This window comes from Rathayibacter sp. PhB179, assembly GCF_004345345.1.
Lineage (GTDB): Bacteria > Actinomycetota > Actinomycetes > Actinomycetales > Microbacteriaceae > Rathayibacter > Rathayibacter festucae.
Map to the genome: position 1 here is coordinate 20,590 of NZ_SLVD01000013.1, position 24,107 is coordinate 44,696.

A 24,107-nucleotide genomic window follows, 5' to 3' on the forward strand; every position below is an offset into this window, starting at 1 on the left:
TTCCGTCGACGGCGATGACGCGATGCGTCCCGCCGGTGGTCCGGCCCGCGTCGCTCTGCGGGACCGTCGGCTCCGTCGAGCCGGTTCGAGTGGGGTTCTGGTCCGCGGAGCGATCGCCCGCGTGATCAACCGGTGGCAAGGGAGCCTTCCGTCAGGTGGCCGCCCAGGACGTGGGCGTGGACGTGGAACACGGTCTGACCGGCCTCTTCGCCGGAGTTGAAGACGAGGCGGAACTGGCCGTTGCTGTGCGCGTCGGCCAGGGTCTGCGCGACGACGGCCATCTCGGCGAGGAGCTCCGGATCGCCCGCGGCGAGCTCGGCGACGTTCGCGTACTCGGGGGTCTTCGGGAAGATCAGCAGGTGGACGGGCGCCTTCGGCGCGATGTCCCGGATCGCGAGGATCCGCTCGTTCTCGAACACCACGTCGGCGGGGATCTCGCCGCGGACGATGCGCGTGAAGACAGTGGGCTCGGTCATGCATCCATCTTAAACGGGGCGAGGGCGACGACGGGGGCGCGTTCGCCCAGGGCGCGCGGATCGGCGGGGATCACCAGCGGCCGAGACGGGCCGAGAGCACGGCGATCGCGGCCGGGCCGGCGGTGGAGGTGCGCAGGACGGAGTCGCCGAGCGCGACGGCCTCGGCACCCGCGTCGGCGAGGGCGCGCAGCTCCTCCGCCGCGATGCCGCCCTCGGGTCCGACGACGAGCACGAGGTCGCGCCCGTCCGGCTCGATCGCGGTGAGCCGGTCCTCGGCCGAGGGCTCGAGCACGAGCACACGCGCCGTCGCGGCCCGCTCCACGAGCGCGCGGAGGCCGACGACCGCCGACACCTCCGGCACCCGGGCGCGGAGCGACTGCTTGCTCGCCTCGCGGACGATGCTGCGCCAGCGCTCGCGGCCCTTCTCCTCCTTGACGCCCGACCAGCGCGAGACGCTGCGGGCGGCCTGCCACGGCACGACCTCGTCCACGCCGAGCTCGGTCGCGGCCTGGATCGCCAGCTCGTCGCGGTCGCCCTTCGCGAGCGCCTGCACGAGCACGAGGCGCGGGCTGGGCGCGGGCACCTCCTCGACCGACTCGACCGCGAGGACGACCCGCGACGCCTCCGCGCTCTCGACGACGGCCACGGCGACCCGGCCGCGGCCGTCGCCGACGCGGACGCTCTCGCCCGCGCGGATCCGGCTGACGGTCGCGAGGTGGCGCGCCTCCGCGCCCGAGAGCTCCAGCCGGCCGCCGGCGACGAAGTCCCCGGAGTCGAGCGACTCGTCGATGTAGTGGTGCGCCACGCCGGATCCGGTCAGCCCAGGAATCGGTCGCGGAGCTTGGAGAAGAGCCCCTGCTGGAAGTGCGTGAGGGCCGGCTTCTGCGGCTTGTAGTGCTTGGCGAACTCCTGCACCAGCTCGCGCTCGCGGTGCCCCAGCTTGGTGGGGGTGACGACCTGGATGCCGACGCGGAGGTCGCCGCGGCCGTTGCCGCGCAGCTTGGTGACGCCGCGGCCCTTGATCGTGACGATCTCGGTGCTCTGCGTGCCCGGCTTGACCTCGATCTCGATGTCGCCGTCGAGCGCCGCGAGGGTCGTCGTCGAGCCGAGGATCGCGTCCGTCATCTGCACCTCGAGGGTGCAGAGCAGGTCGTCGCCGTTGCGGCTGAAGATGTCGTGGTGCTTGACCTTGATCTCGAGGTAGAGGTCGCCGCTCGGGCCGCCGGCCGGGCCGACCTCGCCGCTGCCGGGCATCTGCAGGCGGAGGCCCGTGTCGACTCCCGCGGGGACGTCGACGGGGATGGTCCGGCGCGCGCGCACGCGGCCCTGGCCCTGGCAGGTGGAGCACGGAGTGGCGATGACGGTGCCGTAGCCGCGGCAGGTGCCGCAGGGGCTGGCCGTCATCACGTTGCCGAGCAGCGAGCGGACGGTGCGCTGGATCTGGCCGGAGCCGTGGCAGATGTCGCAGGTGACCGGCGAGGTGCCCGGCTGGCAGCACGAGCCCTGGCAGGTCTCGCAGAGCACGGCCGTGTCGACCTCGAGGTCGCGGTGGGTGCCGAAGATGACCTCGTCGAGCGAGACCTCGACGCGCAGCAGCGCGTCCTGGCCGCGCTCCCGGCGCGACCGCGGGCCGCGCGAGGAGCCCTGCGCGCCCTGGCCGAAGAACGTCTCGAAGATGTCGCCGAAGCCGCCGAAGCCCTGCCCGCCACCGCCGGGGAAGCCGTCCTGCGGGCCGCGGTCGTACTGCTGGCGCTGCTGGGCGTCGCTCAGGACGTCGTAGGCGTGCGTGACGAGCTTGAACCGCTCGGACGCGTCCGCGCTCGGGTTGACGTCGGGGTGCAGCTCGCGCGCGAGCCGGCGGTACGCCTTCTTGATCTCGTCGGCGGAGGCGTCTCGGTCGACGCCGAGGACTTCGTAGTGATCGGCCACAGGGGGCTTCGTCCTTCGTTCGTGGTCGGTGCGCCGGGCGCGGCGGACCTGTCGGGAGCCGGGGTTCCGGCGAGGGTCTGGAAGCGGGTCATTCCTCGCCGAGGAGGCGGGAGAGGTAGCGGGCGACGGCGCGGACCGCCGCGATGTTGCCGGAGTAGTCCATCCTGATCGGTCCGAGGACCCCCAGGCGCGAGACCTGGCCGCCGGCCGTGTTGTAGCCGCTGGTGAGGACGGAGGTCTCCTGGAGGCCGAACGGCGCGTTCTCGCGGCCGATGCGGACCGAGATGCCGCGCGGGTCGGGCGTCATCTCGGCGAAGAGGCGCAGCAGCTCGACCTGCTCCTCGATCGCCTCGAGAACGGGGTAGATGCTGCCGGAGAAGTCCTCCTCGGTACGCACCAGGTTCGCGGCGCCCGCCATCACCAAACGGTCCTGCCGGTTCGCGCCGACCTGCTCGAGCAGCGTCTGCACCACCGGATCGACGACGGCGCGGCGCTCCGGGCTGAACTGCTCGGTCGCGCTCTGCAGCGTCTCCGCCGCGGCGGCGAGCCCCAGGCCGAGGACGGCGGTGTTGAGCTTCGCCCGGATCTCGCCGAGCAGCAGCTCGTCGACGTCCTCGGGCGTCTCGAGCACGCGCTGGTCGACGCGGCCGGTGTCGGTGATCAGCACCGAGAGCAGCCGCCGCGGGGCGAGGGCGACCAGCTCGACGTGACGGATGCGCGCGGCCCCGAAGGACGGGTACTGCACGAGCGCGACGCTGTTGGTGAGCTGCGAGAGCAGGCGGACCGTGCGGACGAGCACCTCGTCGAGGTCGGGGCTCTGGCCGAGGAAGGTCTCGATCGCCTGCCGCTGCGCCGCGGTCAGCGGGCGCAGGTCGGTCAGCTGGTCGACGAAGAGGCGGTAGCCCTTGTCGGTGGGGACGCGGCCGGAGGAGGTGTGCGGGGCCGCGATCAGCTCCTCCTCCTCGAGCTGCGCCATCTCGTTGCGGATGGTCGCGGCGGAGACGCCGAACGCGTGGCGCTCGACGATCGACTTGGAGCCGACCGGCTCGCGGTTCGCGACGTAGTCCTGCACGATCACGCGCAGGACCTGGAGACCGCGCTCCGTCACCATACGACCGACCTCCCGCCGGACTCCGGGTGCCTCGCGGCACGACCACCTCGGCGCCGTGGCGCCGCGCGGAGCTTGGCACTCCGCGAGATTGAGTGCCAATCATAACCGCGCAGGAGGAAGGAGGGCGGGGCTTGCCCCGGATCGCCTCCCGGTGCGGCTGCGTCTCTGCCACGATGGACGCCGAGCGCCCGGGGTCGCCCGACGCGCCGATTCCTGAGACGGAGATCACCATGTCGGCCACCCCGCCCCCGCCGCCCGCCTACTCGACGCCCGCCCCGCCGCTGAACCCGGCCGACGAGAAGACCTGGGCGATCGTCACCCACATCACGGGCATCTTCTTCAGCTTCATCCCGTCGCTGATCGTCTACCTCGTCTTCAAGGGCCGCGGGCCCTTCCTCGAGGCGCACGCGAAGACGGCGCTGAACTTCCACCTCACGACCCTGATCGCGTACGTCGCGGGGACGATCCTGAGCTTCGTGCTCGTCGGCTTCATCGTCTTCATCGTGGTGCCGATCCTCGTGATCGTCTTCGCCATCATCGCCTCGGTGCGCGCGAGCGCCGGCGAGTACTACACGTACCCGCTGAGCATCCCCTTCTTCAAGTAGGCACCGAGCGGGATCTCGACACGCCCGCTCCGCGGGCTACTCGATCAGCATGAAGGGAAGCAGCCGCCGCAGGCGGGGCCACCTGCTGGTCGAGCAGCCACCGCAGGCGGAACCACATGCTGGTCGAGTAGCCGCCGCAGGCGGCGTATCGAGACCCACGCACATCGGACAGGGGATCTCGATACGCCCGCTCCGCGGGCTGCTCGATCAGCTGGGAGCGGGGCGACTCAGCCGTCCGTGAGGCGGCGGACGACCGCGTCGGCCAGCAGCCGGCCGTGCAGGGTCAGCACGAGGCGCCCGCGGAGGGCGGCCCGGCCGTCGACGAGGCCGTCGGCGATCAGCCCCGCGACCTCGCGGCGGCGCTCCGGGTCGATCGCGTCGATCGGCAGCCCGTCCGCCAGGCGCGAGCGCAGCAGCACGTCCTCCACCCGGCGGGTCGCCGCGTCGAGGGTCTCCCGCCCGGCTGCGGGCGACGAGCCGGAGTGCAGCCGCTCGGCGTAGGCCGCCGGGTGCTTCACGTTCCACCAGCGCACCCCGCCCACGTGGCTGTGAGCACCGGGCCCCACGCCCCACCAGTCGTGACCGAGCCAGTACGACAGGTTGTGCCGCGACCGGTGCGCGTCGTCGCGCGCCCAGTTGCTGACCTCGTACCAGGAGTAGCCGGCCGCGGCGAGCCGCGCGTCGGCCAGCTCGTACATGTCCGCGGTCAGGTCGTCGTCCGGAGTCGCCACCTCGCCCCGGCGGATCTGCCGTGCGAGCTTCGTCCCGTCCTCGACGATCAGCGCGTACGCCGAGAGGTGATCGGGCCGGTTGGCCAGCGCCGAGTCGAGCGAGCGCTCCCAGTCGGCCAGCGACTCCCCCGGCGTCCCGTAGATCAGGTCGAGGCTGACCTGCAGCCCCGCCTCGCGCGCCCACTCGACGACGAGCGGCACGCGCTCCGGATCGTGGGTGCGCTCGAGGGTCGCGAGCACGTGCGGCACGGCCGACTGCATCCCGAAGCTGACCCGCGTGAACCCGGCGTCGGCCAGCTCGCGGAGGTAGGCGGCGTCCACCGAGTCGGGGTTCGCCTCCGTCGTGATCTCGGCGCCGTCGGCCACGCCGAAGTGCCGTCGGAGCCCGTCGAGCATGCGCACCAGATCGCGGGCCGGCAGGAGCGTCGGAGTTCCGCCGCCGAAGAACACGGTCGCCGCGGGACGCCGCGGCAGACCCGCGGCTGCCAGCACGCCCTCGCCGAGCGCCATCTCGACGATCGCCTCGTCGGCGTAGTCCTGCTGCTTCGCACCGCGCAGCTCGGTCGCGGTGTAGGTGTTGAAGTCGCAGTAGCCGCAGCGCACCCGGCAGAACGGGACGTGCACGTAGAGCCCGAGGTCGCGGGTCTCCACGCCGTCGACGACGGACGCCGGCAGGAGTCCGTCGAGCGGTGCCGGGTCGGCGAGCGGGAGGGCGCTGCCCACGTCAGCTGACGCGCGCCGGCAGCAGCGCGCGCAGGTACTTCTTGACCTGCCGCTTCTGCACGACCCGGAGGACGGGGGTGCCGAGGCGGTAGAGGGCGGTGGAGGGCCGCGAGAAGACGCGGATGACGAGCCAGACCGAGTCGTCCGCGCGCTTCTCGACCACGAAGGACTCCTCGCCGCTCTCCGGGTGGCCCTCGAGGGTGCCGTAGGCGAAGCCGACCTGATCGGGCTCGTCCACGACGTAGACGACCCGCACGGGAGCGTTCACCGTCCGGCCGAGCAGCGTGATCTTGAGCACGGCCGTCACGCCGGCGGTGATGTACGGCGTCCCGTCCGCGGAGAACTGCTCCTCGGTCGGGCGGCTGGCGAGGTCGATCGGGGTGCCGGCGGAGTCGAAGTTGACGCCGGTGTACTGCACGCCGCTGCCGGCGGTGATGTCGGTGACGGCGATGCCGCTGCCGCGCTGCACGCCCCACGTCATCAGCGACGCGGTCGTGATCGCGAAGCGCTCGGCCCCCGAGCCCAGGCGCGCCTCGAACCGCTCGGCGGTGAAGCCGTCCGGCGGGTACTCGAGCAGGTCCGGCGCGAGCGTCCCGCCGACCGCCGCGTAGGTGACCTGCGGCTGCCCCTCGAAGCTCGAGCGCCGGACGCTCACTTCTTGTCCTTGGTCTCGACGTCACCACTCAGGGCGGCGATGAACGCCTCCTGCGGGACCTCGACGCGGCCGACCATCTTCATGCGCTTCTTGCCCTCCTTCTGCTTCTCGAGCAGTTTGCGCTTGCGGGTGATGTCACCGCCGTAGCACTTGGCGAGGACGTCCTTCCGCATCGCGCTGATCGACTCGCGCGCGATGATGCGGGCGCCGATCGCGGCCTGGATGGGCACCTCGAACTGCTGGCGCGGGATCAGCTTGCGCAGCCGCCCCGTCATCAGCACGCCGTAGGCGTAGGCCTTGTCGCGGTGGACGATCGCGCTGAACGCGTCGACCTGCTCGCCCTGCAGCAGGATGTCGACCTTCACCAGGTCGGCCTCCTGGTCGCCGGCGGGCTCGTAGTCGAGCGAGGCGTAGCCGGCCGTCTTCGACTTGAGGTTGTCGAAGAAGTCGAAGACGATCTCGCCGAGGGGCATGTGGTAGCGGATCTCGACGCGGTCCTCGCCGAGGTACTCCATGCCGATCAGCGTGCCGCGACGGCTCTGGCAGAGCTCCATGATCGTGCCGACGTAGTCCTTCGGCGCGAGGATCGCGGCCCGGACGATCGGCTCGGTGACGCTGGCGATCTTGCCGACCGGGAACTCGCTCGGGTTGGTGACCGTGACGGTGCTCTTGTCGTCGGTGGTCACCTCGTAGATGACGGACGGCGCCGTGGTGATCAGGTCGAGGCCGAACTCGCGGTCGAGCCGCTCGGTGACGATCTCGAGATGCAGCAGGCCGAGGAAGCCGCAGCGGAAGCCGAAGCCGAGCGCGACCGAGGTCTCGGGCTCGTAGACGAGCGCCGCGTCGGAGAGCTTGAGCTTGTCCAGTGCCTCGCGGAGGTCCGGGTAGTCGCTGCCGTCGATCGGGTAGAGACCCGAGAACACCATCGGCAGCGGCTCGGTGTAGCCGGGCAGCGCCTCCGTGGCGGGCTTGGAGGCGGTGGTGACGGTGTCGCCGACCTTCGACTGGCGCACGTCCTTCACGCCGGTGATCAGGTAGCCGACCTCCCCGACCCCGAGGCCCTTGGTGGAGACCGGCTCGGGGCTGGAGACGCCGATCTCGAGGATCTCGTGTGTCGCTCGCGTCGACATCATCTGGATCTTCTCGCGCGGCGAGAGCTGGCCGTCGATCATCCGGACGTAGGTGACGACGCCGCGGTAGGAGTCGTAGACGGAGTCGAAGATCATCGCGCGGGCGGGAGCGTTCTTGTCGCCGACCGGCGCGGGCACCAGCTCGGTGACGCGGTCGAGCAGCGCCTCGACGCCGACGCCGGTCTTGCCGGAGACGCGGAGGACGTCGGCCGGGTCGCCGCCGATGAGGCTCGCGAGCTCGGCCGCGTACTTCTCCGGGTCGGCCGCGGGGAGATCGATCTTGTTGAGGACCGGGATGATCGCCAGGTCGTTCTCGAGCGCGAGGTAGAGGTTCGCGAGGGTCTGCGCCTCGATGCCCTGCGCGGCGTCGACGAGGAGGATCGCGCCCTCGCAGGCGGCGAGCGAGCGGCTGACCTCGTAGGAGAAGTCGACGTGACCGGGGGTGTCGATCATGTTGAGCGCGAAGGTCTGCCCGTCGCGCTCCCAGGGCATGCGGACGGCCTGCGACTTGATCGTGATGCCGCGCTCGCGCTCGATGTCCATCCGATCGAGGTACTGCGCGCGCATCGCGCGGTCCTCGACCACGCCGGTGATGCCGAGCATGCGATCGGCGAGCGTGGACTTGCCGTGATCGATGTGGGCGATGATGCAGAAGTTGCGGATGGACGCCGGATCGGTCGCGGCGGGCTCGAGCCCGAGGTGTGCACGTGGAGACATCGTGGGTCCAGTGTCCCACGGCCGGGGTGCGGCGGCGGGCGAGGGGCCGGGACCGGCCGGATGCGGGGCAGAACGTCAGCTGTGGAGGGGACTCGTCGCCGATGGGCGATGAGCGCGGTTCTCCGCTGATGTCCTGCGGGCGGTCCTCGCTAGAGGTCGAGTCCGTAGGTGCGCGTGGGCTCGATCCCGGGCGGGTTCTCGCGCTCGGGGAGCCGGACGAAGCCCATGCTCTCGTAGAGTGCGTGCGCGGCGAGCATGTCGGTGCCGCTGTTCATGACCACGCGCTGGAGGCCCCGCTCGACGGCGAGCATCACCACGAACTCGGTGAGCAGGCGGCCCAGACCGCGGCCGCGCGCCTCCGGAGCGACCGCGAGCAGCCGCCAGTCGAGCTCGCCGGGGCGGCCCAGGGAGTAGAGGGTGGCGCCGCGAGCCGCGGTGGTGACGGTCGCGAGGATCGCGCCGTCCTCCTCCGCGACCCAGACCTCGCCCTCGCGGTCGTGCCGGGCGACGTCGGCGACGTCCGCCGCGTACTCCTCCCCCAGCTCGTAGTCGTGGGCATAGGCGGCGAGGCGCAGTCGGGAGATCTCGGCGTACTCCTCCGGGCGCACCCGGCGGACCAGGACGTCGTCGGCGCTCATGCGCTCGCCGCCGCGATCGGGGCCGGCAGGGCGCGCAGACCGTGCTCGAGGTCGGCGGGGTCGGCCGCGAGGCAGACGCGGATCCAGCCCTCACCGGTGCGCCCGAAGGCACTGCCCGGCGCGACGGCGACGAGGGTCTCGAGCAGGAACGCCTCGGCCCAGGAGGCGACGTCGCCGTCGCTCGCGTGCGACACGTCGATCCAGAGGTAGAAGGCGCCCTCCGGCTCGCGGAAGCGGAGGCCGCGCTCGTCGAGCAGCGCCGTCGCGAGCCGCAGGTTGGCGAGGTAGTGCGCGGAGGCGTCGGCGACCGCGTCCTGCGGCCCGGTCAGCGCCGCGAGGGCCGCGCGCTGGTCGGGCGTCGCGACGCAGCTGATCGACGCCTCCTGCACGGTGACCATCGTCGAGGTCAGGCCGGGCGGGGTGACCAGGTAGCCGACGCGGACGCCGGTCATCGCGTAGGTCTTCGAGAGCGAGAAGACGCTGAAGACGCGGTCGTCGTCGTGGCCGGCCTCCTGCGCGAGCGCGGCGAGGCTCACGTGCGGGCGACCGTAGGTGAAGCACTCGTAGACCTCGTCGCTGATGATCCAGAGGTCGTGGCGGCCCGCGAAGTCCAGCAGCCGCTCGAGCATCGGCCGCGGCAGGACGATGCCGAGCGGGTTCGACGGGCTGTTCACGATGATCGCGCGGGTGCGGTCGGTGACGATGCGCTCGAGCTCGTCGAGGTCGGGGAGGAAGCCGTTCTCGGCGCGCAGCGTGTAGGGCACCGGGACCGCGCCGATCATCCGCGCGTTCATCGTGAAGGTGGTGTAGCCGGGGTCGGGCAGGAGCACCTCGTCGCCCGGGCCGAGCGTCAGCGTCATCGCCTGGTACAGCGCCTGTGTGGCGCCGACCGTGACCCAGACCTGCTCGACGTCGGCGCTGAACCCGTTGTCGCGGGCGAGCTTGGCGACGATCGCGCGCCGCAGCTCCATCAGGCCGCCGTTCGGGCCGTAGCCGGTGTCGTCCGCGGCCCAGGCGGCGCGGGCCGCCTCGATGATGTGCGGTGCGACGGCGACGTCGGGCTCCCCCACGGCGAGCAGCGTCACGCCGTCCAGGCGGAGGGCGATCTCGAACAGCCGGCGGATGCCCGAGGGCGGAACGGCGGGGATGTGATCGGCGAGTCGGGGCATCGCTGGTCAGGCTACTGGCGGGCTCCTCCCGCGAGATGCCACTTGCGTACGCCTCGCGCGGCGTGTCGCGTACGCAAGTGGCATCTCGCGGGAGGGGGCGTGGGCGGCGGGCGCGGCGCGGTTGAAGGGTGGCGGCGGGTGCGCTAAAGTTCCTTGTTGGCTTGCGCTCCACCATTGGCGTGTGTGGAGTGATTCAGAAGCCGGCGACCTCCAGTCGCACCGGGATGGCGTTTCCACGCCACCGGAAGGGGCACTCCGTCGAGTAGCCGGCTGCACACACATCCGAGAAGAAGGTAATAGACGTGGCAAACATCAAGTCGCAGATCAAGCGCAACCTCACCAACAAGAAGGCGAACGAGCGCAACAAGGCCGTCAAGAGCGAGCTGAAGACCGCCGTCCGCGCGGTGCACTCCGCCATCGCCGCCGGCGACACCGAGAAGGCCGCCACCGCGCTCGCCTTCGCCGCCAAGAAGCTCGACAAGGCCTCGAGCAAGGGCGTCATCCACAAGAACCAGGCCGCGAACCGCAAGTCGGCCATCGCGAAGCAGGTCGCCGCGCTGTAAGGCTGCGTCTCGCTGCAACGACGAAGGGTCCGGCCGATGGCCGGGCCCTTCGTCGTTTCCGCTCGCCGTCGACGGACTCCTCGTTCCTCGTCGTCCGTCGCGCGGTCGGCTTCCCGAGGGGGTCGCGCTGACTGGAGCGGGTCGCGTTCCGGCTACGACGATTCGCTGGCACGCGAATCGCCTGTTCGCCTGCGGGACGGCGGCTGGACTGCCGCCGGCTCGCCAGGACATCGCGCAGCACGAGCCCGCACGACAACATGCTGGTCGATGAGCCTGGAGGCGACGACATGCTGGTCGAGTAGCCCCGCAGGGGCGTATCGAGACCCACCACCGCAAGGGCGTCCGGTAGCGTCGCCGTGACGGAGGACTCCCGCAGGGAGCTGCCCGGCGCGCGATCGGGGGATCATGACCAGCACGGACACGGCGAAGCCGCTGAGCCAGGACAGGGCGATCCTCCTCGGACTGCTCGGGATGATCGTCGTGCCGACCGCGATCGTGGTCGGGACGAACTCCTGGACGGAGCCGGAAGCCGCGGACTGGGTCAGGATGGCCCTCGGCTCGGTGATCGCCGCGCTCGTCTCGGTCGTCGCGGCCTGGTGGCTCGCCTTCGACCGCCGTCGCGCGCACGCTCCCGGCCGCACCTGGTTCTGGGGCGTCGCCTGCGTGGTCACGCTCGTCGCCGTCTCGACGATCTCCTCCGCCGCGGATCGACTCACCCGGCTGATCGAGGCGGGCTGACAGTGGCTGCGCCGCTCGACGCCACGGCCTCTCCCGCCCGACCTGGGACCTCCGGACACCGGGCGCGGATCGGCTTCTGGACCGTGGCCTGCCTCGGCGTCCCCGCAGCGCTCTTCTCCTGGTGCTGGTTCGGCTTCGCGATGGCCGAGGCGCAGTCGGAGCAGGGCAAGGCCCTCGCCGCGGGGACGACGATGGCGGGCTTCGGGGAGGCCGTCGGAGGAGTACCGGTCGCCGTCGCGCACGTCGTCGGGCTGATCGTGCTCCTCGTCCTCGCGCACAGGGCCTATCGGGGATCGGCGCTCGTCTTCGCGGGCACGGCGGTGATCGTCGCGTCGGTGATCGGGCTCGGCGTCGCGCAGCTGCTCTTCGGCGGAGCCGTCTTCCACTTCGACCCGGAGAACCGGCAGACCTCCGTCCCCTGAGACCGGGGGTCCTGACGGGTCGGATCTCGATACGCCCGCTCCGCGGGCTACTCGATCAGCATGGTTCTGCGCGGCGGGCCCGGTAGACGCGTGCTGGTCGGAGGAGCCCCCGGGTGGCGGGTCGGGCACGTGCATGCTGGTCGAGGAGCACTGCCCGGGATGCCACTCCACACCCGCACGCTCCCCGAGGAACTCGGCCTGGCGGGCCCGGCACGTGCATGCTGGTCGAGTAGCCCCGCAGGGGCGTATCGAGACCCGCCGCCACCGGCAGTAGAAGCGCCGGTCGTCAGACCCCGCGCGCCGAGATGACCGACACCATGCGCTCGAGCGCAAAGACCGGGTCGCGGGTCGCGCCCTTGACGTTCGCGTCCGCCTCCGCGACGGTCAGGATCGCCGTTCCCAGGCCGTCGCCGGTCCAGCCCGCCAGATCACGCCGGGCGCGGTCCACCTGCCACGGCGCGAGTCCCAGCCGCGAGGCGATCTGACCGGACCCCTCGCGGGACCCGGCGACCTTCGCCATCGTGCGCAGCTTGCTCGCGAACGCCGCGACGATCGGCACCGGATCCGCACCCGATGCCAGCGCGTGCCGGAGCCCCAGGAGCGCCTCACCGTGCCGCCCGGCGATCGCCGCATCGGCGACCGTGAACGCGGTGGTCTCGACCCGACCGCCGTAGTACTTCGCGACCGTCGCCTCGGTGATGTCTCCGGTCACGTCGGAGACGAGCTGCTGGCAGGCCGAGGCGAGCTCGTCCAGGTCGTCGGAGAACGCCGACACCAGCGCCCGCACCGCACCGGTGGTCGCCGTGCGCCCGGCGGTGCGGAACTCCGCGATCGCGAAGTCGACCTTGTCGCTCTCCCGCTTGAGCTCCGCGCAGACGATCTCGATGCCGCCGCCGGTGCCCGAGCGGATCGCGTCGAGCAGCTTCTTGCCGCGGTTGCCGCCGCCGTGCCGGAGCACGACGGTCGCGCCGTCCGCGGGCTGGGCGAGGTACTCGATCATCTCGACGAGGAACGCGTCGGAGCACTTCTCGACGTTGGAGACGCGCAGCAGTCGAGGCTCGTCGAACAGTGACGGGCTCGCCAGCGTCAGCAGCTCCCCCGGCGCGTAGCCGCCGGCGTCGATGTCGTTGACCTCGAGACTCGGGTCCTCGGCGCGCAGGAACTCGCGGAGGAACCGCAGTGCCCGGTCGGCGAGGAACTGCTCCGGACCGGTGATCAGCACGATCGGAGCGGGTCGCGTCTGGTTCCACGCGAGCTGCGGGATCGCCGCCTTCGAGGGGGCCGCCTTGCCGCGCGCCGGGGCTCTGCCTGCCATGCCGTCGTCCTTCCGTGACCCTCGATTCTACGAGTCCGGGGACACCCGCTGGAGAAGCGAGGAGAGGTCGCGCCGTCAGGACGGACCGCGCCGTCGCTGCCTCTCCAGGTACTTCCGTCGATACCTGCGGGAATCGGAGAAGGCGCCGATCCCCGTTCCGACCAGCGCGACCGCGGAGACGACGATCCACCACGGCGGCTGGTGGGGCACCGCGGCCAGGAACAGGAGGAGTGCCACGTGGGCGAACATGACCAGGGAGATCGAGACGCCGGGTTGATCCTTCCGGAGTTCGGGTCGTTCCTTCCGAGTCACGCCGACTCCTTCTCCTCGTCACGCCACGTCGATCCCGTATCCAAGCAGTCGGCGACGTCCGCGACCGATCCGTGGCGCCAGGCTGTCCACTCCGTCGCAAGACACCCGCGGATCGGGTTCTGGCAGCACCGTCCTCCCCGGCGACCGGCGACCCTCGGCCGAGCACACGCGTGATCCCACCTCCCTGCTCGTCCGGAGCGGCCAGCGGAGCGGCCAGCGGAGCGGCGGCTCCACTCGTCCAGACGACGACCCCCTCCGGTCGGGAGGAGAGCAGCACCGTCCCCTCCAGGTCCGTCCGCAGGGCGCGGGTCCCGCGCTCGGCCAGCAGCGCGAGCAGCGACGGCGTCGGATGGCCGTAGGTGTTGTCCGCGCCGACCGAGACGAGCCCGATGCGGGCGCCGAGGGCGTCGTAGAGGGCGGGCGACTGGTCGGCGGAGCCGTGGTGCGCCACCTTCACGACGTCGACGCGGCCCGGATTCAGACGCGCGAGCCGCCCCTGCTCCTCGGCGCCGAGGTCGCCGAGCATCGCCAGCGAGAGCGGGCCGCCGGTCTCGTCCGCGGCGATGTCGATTCGCAGGGTCACGCTCGCCTCGTTACCGCGGAGGGTGGTCCCCCGCCCCGGCCAGACGACCCGCCAGCGCAGCGAGCCGACCGAGCCGCTGTCGCCGCGCGCCGCCTCCTGCACCGCTGCCCCGCCGGACACGAGGTCGGCGCGATCGCGGGTGTCGCCCTCGTCCGCCACCGGGCCGACGAGCGCCTCGTCGACGCGACCGACGACGGCCGCCAGGCCGCCGACGTGGTCGAGGTCGTAGTGGGTGAGCAGCAGCAGCGCGAGGCGGTCGACGCCGAGCAGGTCGAGGCACGCGTCGAGCCGCTCCGGCAGCGGCCCGGTGTCGACGAGGACGACCCCGGCATCGCCGCGGACCAGCACCGCGTCGCCCTGCCCGATGTCGCACATCGCCACCCGCCAGTCGGACGGGACCGCTCCGGAGCGCAGCAGCGGCGTCGCCACGCTCGACACTCCCCCGACGACCAGCGCCCCCGCGAGCACGGTCGCCGCGACCTGTCGCACCCGCGCGAGCCGACGCGAGCGGGTGACCAGCACCAGGGCGAGCACCGTCAGGACCGTGAGCGCCAGCATCCCGCCGAGCCCGGGCAGCCAGGCGATCCGCGGCGACGGCCAGGTGGCGACGGCGCGCGCGATCGAGGCGATCCACCAGGCCGGCACGGCGGCGAGGCGGATCGCGACGTCGGCGCCGCCCGGCCACCACGGCGCCAGGAGGCAGCCGATCAGCCCGAGTCCGGTGGCCACCGGCGCCGCCGGTTCGGCGAGTAGATTCGCCAGCACCCCGTAGACCGGGATCGACGGGTCGATCAGCAGTACCGCGGGCTGACAGGCCAGCTGGGCCGCCAGCGGGACCGCGACCACCAGCGCGAGCGGCCGCGGCAGCACGTCGCCCAGGCGGTCCGCGATCGGCTCCGCCGCGAGCAGCAGCCCGCCCGTCGCCAGCACGGACAGCACGAAGCCGAGCCGCCCCGCGATCGCGGGATCGACGAGCATCAGCAGGACGACACTCGCCAGCAGCGCCGGGACCGCCGCACCCGACCGGCGTCCCAGACGCGCGAGCAGCACGACGCTCGCCATCACGGCCGCGCGGACGACGCTCGGCTCCGGAGTGACCAGCACGACGAACGCCGCGAGGACCGCCAGAGCCGACACGGTGCGGAGCCGACGGCCGGCGCCGAGCAGCGCGGCGACGAGCCAGCCGGCCGCGACCACGACCGCGCAGTTCGCTCCGGACACCGCGGTGAGGTGGGTGAGCGAGGCGGTCCGCATGTCGTCCTCCAGATCGGACGACAGGGCGGAGGTGTCCCCGGTCGCGAGGCCCGGCAGCAGGCCCGCCACGTCGCCCCCGAGCACCGCGGTCCGGGCGAGGAAGCCCGAGCGCAGCACCTCCGCGACCGCCGCCACCCCCACGGGCGGGCGCCGCTCGAGCACGGCGCTCGCGGTCAGGAGCGTGCTCTCGCCGACGACGCCCGGCTCCTCGGCCCGGGCCCGCAGCACCACCTCGGAGCCGACCGGCAGCCGCCCTCCGGGCTCGGCCAGGAACACCCGCACCGGCGCGGACATCGGCTGATCCTCCAGCTGCAGTGCGGTGCCGTCGAACCACACCCCACCGGTGACGAGCGGCCGCGCGGACGTCTCGACGCGGACGAGCACGGCCTGAGCCGCTCGGGACTCCGCGGCCGCCCGCAGCTCCGGCGGATGCCGCTCCGGAGTCGTGACGACGACGGAGGTGACGGCCAGCGCCGCTCCCCCGAGCGCCACCGCGATCCCGGCCAGGACGACGGCCGCGCGACGCCGACGGAGCACGCCGAGAGCCAGAACGGCGACGAGGCACACGGACCACGCGACCGTGCACAGCAGCACCCCGCCACCGAGGACGGCGGTGACCGGCAGCAGCCCGGTCGCCGCGGCCGCCGCCCAGGCCGAGAGCGCGAGCGGCAGCAGCCGCAGGTCCTGGGCGCGGATCACGGCGCCACCTGCTCGCGGAAGGCCTCAAGCGTCTTCTCGCCGACGCCGGGCACCTCCAGCAGCTGGTCGACCGAGGTGAACGGCCCGTGCTCCTCGCGGTAGGCGACGATCTTCGCCGCCGTCGCGGGCCCGATCTCGGGCAGCTCCTCGAGCTGCGCGGCCGTGGCCGTGCTGAGGCTGATGATCCCGCCCGCGGCGGCAGCACCTCCGGCGGCCGGAGCCGTGCCGCCCAGTGCGACCGCCGCACCCCGCTCCGGGACGAGGATCTGCTCGCCGTCCACGAGCCGGCGCGCGAGGTTCACGGCGGCCCGCTCGGCCGGCTCCGTGAAACCACCCGCCGCCGCGAGCGCATCGGCCACCCGCGCACCGGGATCGAGCAGATACAGGCCGGGCGCGGCGACCGCTCCGGCGACGTGCACGTAGAGCACCTCACCGGGGCTGCTGCTCGCCGCGGGCGTCGCGTTCCCTTCCGTGGAGGAGGGCGCTCCGGACGGACCCGCCGCAGCAGTGACAGCACCGGCCGGCGCGAGCACCTCCGTCCGGCCGCTCGCCCGCGTCCCGGCGAGGAGCACTGCGACGACCGCCGCCGCGATCACCAGCACCATCGCCGCACCGACTCCGATCCGCCAGCGCGAGCGCGCTCGCCGCGGACGGCGCAGCAGCCCCGCGGGGTCGTCGGCCTGGCTCGTCTGCTGCATCCGACGACGCTAGGGCGGCCCGGTTCGGGCGATCAACGACTCCTGCGGCTCCGTGGACGAAGCTCGACATCCCGTCCTGTGGAGGACGCCCGACCCGACCGCTCAGAGCAGTCGCAGCCGCCCGACGATCTTGTCCACGCGGTTCCTCGGCCCGATCAGACCGACCGCCAGGTACTCGACGAGCTCGGGCCCGGTCGCCCCGAGCACCTCCCGATACTCGTCGTACACGCGGGTGTCCTGCGCGGCAGCGGGCATGTCCGCGACGAACGTCCCCTCGTGCGCCTCCGCCTTCGCCCGGATCGTCCGCAGCGTCGCCGCGTCGGCCGCGAGCACGGTGCAGCCCGCCCACGGCAGCCCCGGGTGCTCGGAGCCCGAGGCGTCCTGCGCCGCAGGACCGAGCAGTCCGGGCACCTGCGCACCGGTCGCCGCGGCGACGCAGACGGCGGCGTTCACCGCGCGCCCGATGGGCAGTGTCTCGTCGACCACGACCACCCACTTCAGACGGGCGGAGCGGGTCGGCGCCGCGGTGTCGATCTCGTCCTCGCTGTAGCCCGCGAATGCAGTGCTCATCGTCGTCCCTCCTCTGGTCGGTCCTCCCGACCGGCCGCGCTCACGATAGGCGGATGCGCGAGCATCCCGCAGGATGGCCGTATGAACGACCAGCAGAACCGCGATGGAGTGGTCCTCGACGCGCTCGACATCGCCATCCTCCGCCTCCTCCAGTCGGATGCGCGGATGTCCAACCGTGACGTCGCCACCGCGGTCGGCGTCTCCCCCACCACCTCGCTCGACAGCATGCGGCGCCTGAGAACCCGCGGCGTCGTCCGCGGCACGACCCTCGACGTCGACCTCGCCGCGATCGGCCGCGGCGTCCAGGCGCTGATCGCCGTGCGCATCCGGCCGCCGTCCCGCGAGGTCATCGAATCGTTCCGCGACTGGGTCAGCGGCCTCGAGCAGACCCTCGGCGTCTTCGTCACCGCCGGCAACGAGGACTTCATCATCCACGTCGCCGTCCGCGACAACGACGACCTCTACGCCTTCGTCATCGACCGCCTCACCGAGCGCCGCGAGGTCGCGGACGTCCGCACCTCGGTCGTCTACCAGCACATCCGCAACGGCGCGGTGCCGCCCGCCTGACAGCGCGGCGGAGGCGGGAACGCCGAAGGGGCCCCTCCGCAGTGGAGGAGCCCCTTCGAGGTGAACCGGTGCTCGGGACGGCCTAGGCCGGCTTCGTCACCAGGTTCACCAGGCGCGGCGCCCGGACGACGGCCGTGACGACCTCGCGGCCCTGCAGCGCCCGCGCGACACCGGTGGCCGCGCGCGCCTTCTGCTCGAGCTCGTCGGAGGAGATCTTCGGCGAGACCTCGATGCGGTCGCGGACCTTGCCGTCGACCTGGAGGATCGCGGTGACCTTCTCCTCGACCAGGAGCGTCGGGTCGGCCTTGCGCCAGAGCGCGTGCGCGACCGAGCCCTCGTAGCCGAGACGGTTCCACATGTCCTCGGCCGTGTACGGCGCGAACAGGTTGAGCGCCATCGCGACGACCTCGGTCGCCTCGCGGACGGCGGGGTCGCCCGCGCCGGCGCCGGAGTCGATGACCTTGCGGGTGGCGTTGACGAGCTCCATCAGCCGCGCGACGACGACGTTGAACTTGAACGCCTCGATCAGCGACGGCGACTCGGCGAGGAAGCGGTGCGTCTGCCGGCGCAGCGCCGCGTCGCCGTTCTTCCACTCCACATCGGGCTTCGTCGTGACGTCCTTCGCCAGGCGCCAGGCGCGGGCGAGGAACTTCGCGCTGCCCGACGGCGAGACGTCGGCCCAGTCGATGTCGTCCTCGGGCGGGCCGGCGAACGCCATCGTCAGGCGCACGGCGTCGACGCCGAACTCGTCGAGCTGGTCCGACAGGCGGACGATGTTGCCCTTCGACTTCGACATCGCGGCGCCGTCCATCTGCACCATGCCCTGGTTGAGCAGCGCCGTGAACGGCTCGGTGAAGGAGACGTAGCCCAGGTCGAAGAGCACCTTGGTGATGAAGCGCGCGTAGAGCAGGTGCAGGATCGCGTGCGTCACGCCGCCGACGTACTGGTCGACGGGCGCCCACTTCTCGGCGAGCTTCGGGTCGAACGCCTGGGTGTCGTCCTTCGGCGAGAGGAAGCGGAGGAAGTACCACGAGGAGTCGACGAAGGTGTCCATCGTGTCCGGGTCGCGGCGCGCGGGGCTGCCGTCGTTCGGGTTGGCGACGTTCACCCAGTCCTCCGCGGCGCCGAGCGGCGAGGAGCCCTTCGGCTGCAGGTCCAGGCCGTCGGTCGAGGGCAGGCGCACGGGCAGCTGGTCCTCGGGGACCGGGATCAGCTCGCCGTTCTCGCCGTGGATGATCGGGATCGGCGTGCCCCAGTAGCGCTGGCGCGAGATCAGCCAGTCCCGCAGGCGGTAGTTCTTCGCCGAGCGGCCGCGGCCGCGCTCCTCCAGCAGCTTGATCACGCGCTCGATGGCGGTGCGCTTCGACAGTCCGTCGAGCGGGCCGGAGTTGATCAGGCGGCCGTCGCCGGTCAGCGCCTCGCCGGTGGTGGCCGGGTCGAGCGAGTACTCCTTCTCGAGCGCGGCCAGCTCCTCCGGGTCCTTGGGGATCACCGGGATCGCGCCGGTGACCGAGGCGGTCGTGTCGACGACGACCCGCACCGGCAGATCGAAGGCACGGGCGAAGTCCAGGTCTCGCTGGTCGTGCGCGGGGACGGCCATGACCGCGCCGTGACCGTAGTCGGACAGCACGTAGTCGGCCGACCAGATCGGCAGGCGCTCGCCGTTGACGGGGTTGATCGCGTAGCGGCCGAGGAACACGCCGGTCTTCGGGCGGTCGACGGTGAGGCGCTCGATCTCGCTCGACTTCTGCACCTTCTCCAGGTAGCTCTTGAACGCGGTCTGCAGCTCGGGCTCGGCGCCCTCGACCAGCTCGGCGGCCAGGTCGGAGTCGGGCGCGACGACCATGAAGGTCGCGCCGAAGAGGGTATCGGGGCGCGTCGTGAAGACGGTGATCCGCTCCTCGCGGCCCTCGATCTCGAACTCGACGTCGGCGCCGATCGAGCGGCCGATCCAGTTGCGCTGCATGGCGATGACCTTCGACGGCCAGGAGCCCTCGAGCTGGTTGAGGTCGTCGAGCAGGCGGTCGGCGTAGTCGGTGATCTTGAAGTACCACTGCGTGAGCTTCTTCTTCACGACGACGGCGCCGGAGCGCTCCGAGGTGCCGTCGGCGAGGACCTGCTCGTTCGCGAGGACGGTCTGGTCCACCGGGTCCCAGTTCACCCAGCTGTCCTTGCGGTACGCGAGGCCCTTCTCGTACATCTTGAGGAACAGCCACTGGTTCCACTTGTAGTACTCGGGGTCGGAGGTGTGCAGCACGCGGTCCCAGTCGAAGGACGCGGCGTAGCGCTTCATCGAGCGCTTCTGCTGCTCGATGTTGTCGTACGTCCAGGTGACCGGGTTGAGGCCGCGCTTGATCGCCGCGTTCTCGGCGGGCAGGCCGAAGCTGTCCCAGCCGATCGGGTGCAGCACGTTGAAGCCCTGCTGGCGCCAGTAGCGCGCGATGACGTCGCCCAGCGCGTACGCCTCCGCGTGGCCCATGTGCAGGTCGCCGGAGGGGTACGGGAACATGTCCAGCACGTACTTGCGCGGGCGCTTGTCGGTGGAGTCGCCGGTCGCGAACGGCCGGGTCTCCTCCCAGATCGGGAGCCACTTCTCCTGGAGCGCGCGGAAGTCGTAGCGCTCCTCGTCGGTCGGGCCGGTCTGCTGGGAGGTCTCTTCTGCCACAGGTGTGTCCTACTTCTGTGAGGGTGGGGGTGGGCGCGCGCTCGGAGGGCGCCTGCGTCCGACCAACAACCCTACTGGCCTCTAGCGGCCGGGCGACGACTCCGCCGTGACGTGCAGGTCGACTCCGAGCGCGGCCAGCAGTGCGCGGGCCTTGAGGCGGGTCTCCTCCACCTCCTCGTCCGGGACGGAGAGAGCGGTGATGCCTCCGCCGGTGCCGATCCTCGCGCGGACGCCGTCGAGCACGAGGGTGCGGATGGTCATCGCGAGATCGAGCGAGCCGTCGCCGCCGAGGCGGCCGAACGCGCCGGCGTAGAGACCGCGCGGCCCGGCCTCCCACTCGCGCAGGAGCTCGATCGCGCGTCGCTTCGGCGCTCCCGTCATCGATCCGGCGGGGAAGGTCGCCGCGAGCAGCTCCGCCGGTCCGACCCCGGGCGCGAGCTGCGCCGACACCTCGCTCACCAGCTGGTGCACGTGCGGGTAGGTCTCGATCTCGAGGAGGCGGTCCACCTGCACCGAGGCGGGGGCGGCGATGCGGGCCAGATCGTTCCGCACGAGATCGACGATCATCACGTTCTCGGCGCGCTCCTTGACGCTCGCGAGCAGCTCGGCCCGCAGCTCCGCGTCGACGACTGGGTCGGCACTGCGGGTCCGGGTGCCCTTGATCGGATGCGTGGCGACGCGGCCGTCGGCCGTGACGTCGAGGAAGCGCTCGGGCGAGGCGCTGACGAGGGCGAGCCCGCCGATGCGGATCAGTCCGCCGTGGTGGCTGGGGCTCGAGCGGCGCAGGCGCCGATACGCCGCCACGGGGTCGAACGCGCCCTCGACCACCACCTCGTTGGTGAGGCAGAGCTGGTAGGCGTCACCCGCGCGGATCGCGGTTTGGCAGTGGGCGATCAGGGCTCGGTACCGCTCGGAGTCGTGCCGCCACTCCACGTGGCCGGCGGGCTCGGCGCTGCGCGGCTCGTCCGAAGCGTCCGGAGCCGCGGCGAGCGCCGCCAGCGCCCGCTCGAGTCGCCGCGCCTCGGGCTCCTGCCGAGAAGAGGAGACGAGGTGCAGGCTCCTCCTGGCCTGATCGAACTCGAGCACCGGATCGCCGCGGATCAGCGCGAGCGCCGGCGGCGCGTCCGCACCGGTGGGCGCCACCGGGAGGGAGACGAAGGGCGCGCCCGCCTCGTAGGAGATCCAGCCGTACCGGCCGAGCGCGCGGTCGCCGGACCGCTCCTCGCCGACCGCGGCGAGCGCCGCCGAGACGTCCGATCCGGCCTCGACCGTCAGCACGTCGTCGGAGGATCCGAGGAAGGAGAGGCCCTCGACGGCGTCGCGACCGGAGTCGAGCCAGAAGGAGGCGTCCGCGCCGGCGAAGAGGGCGAGGTAGGCGCGCTCGGGATCGACCCACGGCAGCTCCCGGCGGAGTGCGGGGTCCTCGAGGAGAGCGGCCACTGGGCTAGCGTAGGCCGTCATGGACGGCGAGCTGGTGCGGGTCTGGGACGGGCACGAGCTCGGTCCCGCGGTCGACGCTCCGGCCGGCGTCCTCCTCGCGGCCGACTCCTGGCTGGTGTCGGAGGGCCGCGTGCGCGGTCTCGAGCTGCACAGGGAGCGGTTCCTGGGCGCGGTCGGCGACGCCGGGCGACCCGTCGGCGGAGACCCCGACGACGCCGAGGCGTTCCTCGATGCCGCGATCGCGGCGCTCCCCCGCACCGGCGACTCCTTCCCCCGCGTCGAGCTCACCGCCGAGGGTCTGCGCCTCCGGCTGCGCGATGCCCCGCCGCGGGGCCGCACCGTCGTCCTCTGGACCAGCCCCGTGGATCCGCGCCGCACCCCGGAGCGCAAGGGACCGGACATCGCACGGCTGGCGCTCCTGCGCTCCCGTGCTCTCGCCGCCGGCGCGGACGAGGCCGTGATCCTCGGTGCCGACAGCGCCGTGATCGACGGCGCCTCGAGCGCTGTGCTCTGGTGGCTCGGCGACGCGCTGGTCGTCCCGCCCGCGAGCAGCCGCCGGGTCCGGAGCGTGACGGCCCGCACGGTCTCCGTGCTCGCGGGAGCGCTGGGCGTCGACGTCATCGAGGCGCCGGCTGAGCCGGTGGACCTCGACGGCCGCGAGGTGTGGACGGCGAACGCCCTGCACGGCCTCCGCCTGGCCACGGGCTGGGTCGACGGACCGGCGCTCGCCGCAGTGCCGGGCCGGCTCGACGCCTGGCGCCGGCGCCTGGACGCCCTCCGCCGTCCCCTGCCCTGATTCCCCGGGCGTCCTGCTCGGAGGGCGTCACCACGACCCGACGTGTGCGGCATGCCAGACGCCGTTCACCACGCGCCTGACGCGGTCGAGGTCTTCGGGGACGTGCCAGCCTCGAATCAGTCCGCTCGGCGACGCCGCCTTCGCACCGACGGTTCACCCTCTCGAGAAGGACCAGTCATGACACCTCACACCTCACCACGCCCACTCGCCTCGGGGCTCGTCGCCCTCGTCGCGACCGGTGCCCTCCTGTTCGGCGGCGCACCGGCACTCGCCCAGAGTGCGCACAGCACGCTCTCCGCGGAGAGCTCCCCGACGGGCACGCAGCCGACCATCAGGCCCCTCCCCGGGCACCAGGCCTACGACGGCCTCGTCAGCGGTGAGCAGCTCCTCCCCGGCGAGAGCATCAGGTCCAACCCGGACCCCGCCGGTCCCGCCTACGTCTTCGTGATGCAGACCGACGGCAACGCCGTCACCTACGACCCCCAGAACCACTCGGTCTACAGCACCGGCACCACCGGTGCGGGCAACCGCCTCGTCATGCAGGAGGACGGCAACGCGGTGGTCTACTCCGCCGCGGGCCGTCCCCTCTGGAGCACGGGGACGGACAACGAGCCGGACTCGTTCCTCCACATCCAGGAGGACGGGAATCTGCTCGTCTCGCGCGCGGACAGGACCCCCGCCTGGGCGAGCAGCATCAACGGCCCGATCGCCGAGCCGCCCTTCAGCACCCTCCACGCCGATGAGTCGATGCTCCGCGGACACCAGCTGACCTCGGAGAACGGACGCTTCCGGGCGGTGCTCCAGAGGGACGGGAACCTCGTCGGCTACAGCACCGCGGGTGTCGTGTGGAACACGGGCACCCGCGGCGCGGACAGCAGACTCGTCATGCAGGCCGACGGCAACGCGGTCCTGTACGCGGACGGATCCGTCAAGTGGGCCTCCGGGACGAAGGGCAGAGGCCTCCGCCTCGCCCTCGACAACAGTGGAGTGCTCTCGATCCGGAACAGGGACGACGCCGTCCTGTGGACCAGCCAGTCCGCCCTCCCCGGGTCGAGCCTCTTCGCCCCCAATCATCTCGGCGCAGGTGATCTGCTGCGATCGGACAACGGGAGGTTCCGTGCCGTGAAGCAGACCGACGGCAACTTCGTCGTCTACGACCGGGCCGCAGCGACGTGGTCGACCGGCGGTTCGGACCCGGACAGCACGTTCGTCGTGCACGGCGACGGAGTCGCGCAGATCGTGACGAAGGAAGGCGTCGCGACATGGATGGCGGCCCCCGCCTCGGGCTCGGTCGCGCCGTACCGACTCGCGATGCAGGACGACGGCAATCTCGTCGAGTACGACGGCCGCGACCAGGCCGTGTGGTCGATCCGCTGACGACACGTGCGGAGGAGCGCTCGACGACGAGGAGCAGCTCGCCCGAACGGCCCGGCTCGTGCACGACCTGCACGGACCGGGCCGTCGTCGTGCTTCAGCGGACCTGCCCGAGGGCGCGCGGGGCAGCGATCCGGTCCCCGGAGGCGGGACAGCGTGACAGGGACCCCGCGGCACGCGCCGGGCCGCGACTCCGGGTGCTCCGGCGCGCCAGGATCGAAGCAGTC

At 72.2% G+C, this 24,107-nt stretch carries 24 protein-coding genes; 9 read left to right on the forward strand and 15 right to left on the reverse strand.

The annotated features are described in order from the left end of the window. Positions 1 to 125 precede the first annotated feature (125 nt). From EDF43_RS20475 to hrcA, 4 genes are all read right to left on the reverse strand, one after another. Positions 126 to 476 (reverse strand): histidine triad nucleotide-binding protein, encoded by a 351-nt coding sequence (locus EDF43_RS20475; protein WP_123735452.1) that lies wholly within the window; start codon positions 474 to 476, stop codon positions 126 to 128. Between the two features lie 70 nt (positions 477 to 546). Continuing rightward, positions 547 to 1,281 (reverse strand): 16S rRNA (uracil(1498)-N(3))-methyltransferase, encoded by a 735-nt coding sequence (locus EDF43_RS20480; protein ID WP_132438324.1) that lies wholly within the window; start codon positions 1,279 to 1,281, stop codon positions 547 to 549. Between the two features lie 11 nt (positions 1,282 to 1,292). Next, entirely contained in the window at positions 1,293 to 2,405 is a 1,113-nt protein-coding gene (gene dnaJ, locus EDF43_RS20485; RefSeq protein WP_123445619.1) for a molecular chaperone DnaJ, read from the reverse strand. Positions 2,406 to 2,493: 88 nt separating this feature from the next. Continuing rightward, on the reverse strand, positions 2,494 to 3,516 hold the full coding sequence (gene hrcA / locus EDF43_RS20490; protein ID WP_123445618.1) for a heat-inducible transcriptional repressor HrcA: 1,023 nt from the start codon (positions 3,514 to 3,516) through the stop codon (positions 2,494 to 2,496). A 230-nt stretch (positions 3,517 to 3,746) separates the two neighbouring features. On the opposite strand from hrcA, the gene EDF43_RS20495 reads away from it, so the two are divergent. Further along, a complete protein-coding gene (locus tag EDF43_RS20495) occupies positions 3,747 to 4,121 on the forward strand; it encodes a DUF4870 domain-containing protein (protein WP_123704749.1) in 375 nt (124 codons plus the stop codon). Between the two features lie 227 nt (positions 4,122 to 4,348). Here EDF43_RS20495 and hemW read toward each other — a convergent pair whose 3' ends face one another. The 5 genes from hemW to EDF43_RS20520 form a co-directional block, all read right to left on the reverse strand. Next, positions 4,349 to 5,575 carry a radical SAM family heme chaperone HemW gene (hemW, locus tag EDF43_RS20500; RefSeq protein ID WP_132438325.1) on the reverse strand — a complete coding sequence of 409 codons (1,227 nt, stop codon included), beginning with the start codon at positions 5,573 to 5,575 and terminating at the stop codon, positions 4,349 to 4,351. A gap of 1 nt (position 5,576) precedes the next feature. Then, the gene (locus EDF43_RS20505) at positions 5,577 to 6,230 is read right to left on the reverse strand and encodes a DUF1990 domain-containing protein (RefSeq protein WP_123445616.1); all 654 of its coding nucleotides are present in this window, start codon (positions 6,228 to 6,230) and stop codon (positions 5,577 to 5,579) included. Continuing rightward, complete coding sequence (lepA, locus tag EDF43_RS20510) at positions 6,227 to 8,077, reverse strand: translation elongation factor 4 (RefSeq protein ID WP_123445615.1); 1,851 nt, start codon at positions 8,075 to 8,077, stop codon at positions 6,227 to 6,229. The genes EDF43_RS20505 and lepA overlap by 4 nt, the downstream gene beginning before the upstream one ends. 149 nt (positions 8,078 to 8,226) lie before the next feature. Further along, entirely contained in the window at positions 8,227 to 8,715 is a 489-nt protein-coding gene (locus EDF43_RS20515) for a GNAT family N-acetyltransferase (RefSeq protein ID WP_132438326.1), read from the reverse strand. Beyond that, the gene (locus EDF43_RS20520) at positions 8,712 to 9,884 is read right to left on the reverse strand and encodes an aminotransferase class I/II-fold pyridoxal phosphate-dependent enzyme (protein ID WP_132438327.1); all 1,173 of its coding nucleotides are present in this window, start codon (positions 9,882 to 9,884) and stop codon (positions 8,712 to 8,714) included. Before EDF43_RS20520 ends, EDF43_RS20515 begins: the two co-directional genes overlap by 4 nt. A 302-nt stretch (positions 9,885 to 10,186) precedes the next feature. Between EDF43_RS20520 and rpsT the strand changes: the two genes are divergently transcribed. The 3 genes from rpsT to EDF43_RS20535 all read left to right on the forward strand — a co-directional run bounded on the left by rpsT (position 10,187) and on the right by EDF43_RS20535 (position 11,607). Continuing rightward, positions 10,187 to 10,447, forward strand: coding sequence for a 30S ribosomal protein S20 (gene rpsT / locus EDF43_RS20525; RefSeq protein ID WP_123445612.1), 261 nt, complete (start codon positions 10,187 to 10,189; stop codon positions 10,445 to 10,447). A gap of 405 nt (positions 10,448 to 10,852) precedes the next feature. Next, positions 10,853 to 11,185, forward strand: coding sequence for a hypothetical protein (locus EDF43_RS20530; RefSeq protein ID WP_132438328.1), 333 nt, complete (start codon positions 10,853 to 10,855; stop codon positions 11,183 to 11,185). A 2-nt stretch (positions 11,186 to 11,187) separates the two neighbouring features. Further along, positions 11,188 to 11,607, forward strand: coding sequence for a hypothetical protein (locus EDF43_RS20535; RefSeq protein WP_132438329.1), 420 nt, complete (start codon positions 11,188 to 11,190; stop codon positions 11,605 to 11,607). A 286-nt stretch (positions 11,608 to 11,893) separates the two neighbouring features. Here the strand turns inward: EDF43_RS20535 and holA are convergent, their stop codons facing one another. Both holA and EDF43_RS20545 read right to left on the reverse strand, forming a co-directional pair. Continuing rightward, a complete protein-coding gene (gene holA / locus EDF43_RS20540; RefSeq protein ID WP_123735445.1) occupies positions 11,894 to 12,922 on the reverse strand; it encodes a DNA polymerase III subunit delta in 1,029 nt (342 codons plus the stop codon). Between the two features lie 75 nt (positions 12,923 to 12,997). Continuing rightward, positions 12,998 to 13,159: a hypothetical protein gene (locus EDF43_RS20545; RefSeq protein ID WP_165909220.1), complete on the reverse strand. Its 162-nt coding sequence runs from the start codon at positions 13,157 to 13,159 to the stop codon at positions 12,998 to 13,000. Between the two features lie 1,022 nt (positions 13,160 to 14,181). On the opposite strand from EDF43_RS20545, the gene EDF43_RS22460 reads away from it, so the two are divergent. Then, on the forward strand, positions 14,182 to 14,589 hold the full coding sequence (locus EDF43_RS22460; protein WP_243646388.1) for a hypothetical protein: 408 nt from the start codon (positions 14,182 to 14,184) through the stop codon (positions 14,587 to 14,589). Between the two features lie 480 nt (positions 14,590 to 15,069). Next, complete coding sequence (locus EDF43_RS20555; RefSeq protein ID WP_132962540.1) at positions 15,070 to 15,372, forward strand: hypothetical protein; 303 nt, start codon at positions 15,070 to 15,072, stop codon at positions 15,370 to 15,372. Between the two features lie 394 nt (positions 15,373 to 15,766). Here EDF43_RS20555 and EDF43_RS20560 read toward each other — a convergent pair whose 3' ends face one another. Beyond that, complete coding sequence (locus EDF43_RS20560) at positions 15,767 to 16,468, reverse strand: ComEA family DNA-binding protein (RefSeq protein ID WP_132438331.1); 702 nt, start codon at positions 16,466 to 16,468, stop codon at positions 15,767 to 15,769. Between the two features lie 102 nt (positions 16,469 to 16,570). Continuing rightward, positions 16,571 to 17,038, reverse strand: a complete 468-nt coding sequence (locus EDF43_RS20565; protein WP_132438332.1) for a DUF2000 domain-containing protein — start codon at positions 17,036 to 17,038, stop codon at positions 16,571 to 16,573. Positions 17,039 to 17,119: 81 nt separating this feature from the next. Between EDF43_RS20565 and EDF43_RS20570 the strand changes: the two genes are divergently transcribed. After that, positions 17,120 to 17,605, forward strand: coding sequence for an Lrp/AsnC family transcriptional regulator (locus tag EDF43_RS20570; protein ID WP_132438333.1), 486 nt, complete (start codon positions 17,120 to 17,122; stop codon positions 17,603 to 17,605). Between the two features lie 82 nt (positions 17,606 to 17,687). Here EDF43_RS20570 and leuS read toward each other — a convergent pair whose 3' ends face one another. Further along, complete coding sequence (leuS, locus tag EDF43_RS20575) at positions 17,688 to 20,270, reverse strand: leucine--tRNA ligase (protein ID WP_132438334.1); 2,583 nt, start codon at positions 20,268 to 20,270, stop codon at positions 17,688 to 17,690. An 81-nt stretch (positions 20,271 to 20,351) separates the two neighbouring features. Further along, complete coding sequence (locus tag EDF43_RS20580; protein ID WP_243646389.1) at positions 20,352 to 21,710, reverse strand: anthranilate synthase component I family protein; 1,359 nt, start codon at positions 21,708 to 21,710, stop codon at positions 20,352 to 20,354. A 19-nt stretch (positions 21,711 to 21,729) separates the two neighbouring features. Between EDF43_RS20580 and EDF43_RS20585 the strand changes: the two genes are divergently transcribed. Further along, complete coding sequence (locus EDF43_RS20585; protein ID WP_132438336.1) at positions 21,730 to 22,506, forward strand: aminotransferase class IV; 777 nt, start codon at positions 21,730 to 21,732, stop codon at positions 22,504 to 22,506. A gap of 177 nt (positions 22,507 to 22,683) precedes the next feature. Further along, on the forward strand, positions 22,684 to 23,883 hold the full coding sequence (locus EDF43_RS20590) for a hypothetical protein (RefSeq protein ID WP_165909221.1): 1,200 nt from the start codon (positions 22,684 to 22,686) through the stop codon (positions 23,881 to 23,883). Positions 23,884 to 24,107: the final 224 nt, after the last annotated feature.

Coding starts and splice junctions, on each gene's coding strand:
- EDF43_RS20475 (WP_123735452.1), bottom strand. CDS start 476: ATGACCGAGCCCACTGTCTTCACGCGCATCGTCCGCGGCGAGATCCCC.
- hrcA (WP_123445618.1), bottom strand. CDS start 3,516: ATGGTGACGGAGCGCGGTCTCCAGGTCCTGCGCGTGATCGTGCAGGAC.
- EDF43_RS20495 (WP_123704749.1), top strand. CDS start 3,747: ATGTCGGCCACCCCGCCCCCGCCGCCCGCCTACTCGACGCCCGCCCCG.
- lepA (WP_123445615.1), bottom strand. CDS start 8,077: ATGTCTCCACGTGCACACCTCGGGCTCGAGCCCGCCGCGACCGATCCG.
- EDF43_RS20515 (WP_132438326.1), bottom strand. CDS start 8,715: ATGAGCGCCGACGACGTCCTGGTCCGCCGGGTGCGCCCGGAGGAGTAC.
- EDF43_RS20520 (WP_132438327.1), bottom strand. CDS start 9,884: ATGCCCCGACTCGCCGATCACATCCCCGCCGTTCCGCCCTCGGGCATC.
- EDF43_RS20530 (WP_132438328.1), top strand. CDS start 10,853: ATGACCAGCACGGACACGGCGAAGCCGCTGAGCCAGGACAGGGCGATC.
- holA (WP_123735445.1), bottom strand. CDS start 12,922: ATGGCAGGCAGAGCCCCGGCGCGCGGCAAGGCGGCCCCCTCGAAGGCG.
- EDF43_RS22460 (WP_243646388.1), top strand. CDS start 14,182: ATGTCGCACATCGCCACCCGCCAGTCGGACGGGACCGCTCCGGAGCGC.
- EDF43_RS20555 (WP_132962540.1), top strand. CDS start 15,070: ATGTCGTCCTCCAGATCGGACGACAGGGCGGAGGTGTCCCCGGTCGCG.
- EDF43_RS20560 (WP_132438331.1), bottom strand. CDS start 16,468: ATGCAGCAGACGAGCCAGGCCGACGACCCCGCGGGGCTGCTGCGCCGT.
- EDF43_RS20565 (WP_132438332.1), bottom strand. CDS start 17,038: ATGAGCACTGCATTCGCGGGCTACAGCGAGGACGAGATCGACACCGCG.
- EDF43_RS20570 (WP_132438333.1), top strand. CDS start 17,120: ATGAACGACCAGCAGAACCGCGATGGAGTGGTCCTCGACGCGCTCGAC.
- EDF43_RS20585 (WP_132438336.1), top strand. CDS start 21,730: ATGGACGGCGAGCTGGTGCGGGTCTGGGACGGGCACGAGCTCGGTCCC.
- EDF43_RS20590 (WP_165909221.1), top strand. CDS start 22,684: ATGACACCTCACACCTCACCACGCCCACTCGCCTCGGGGCTCGTCGCC.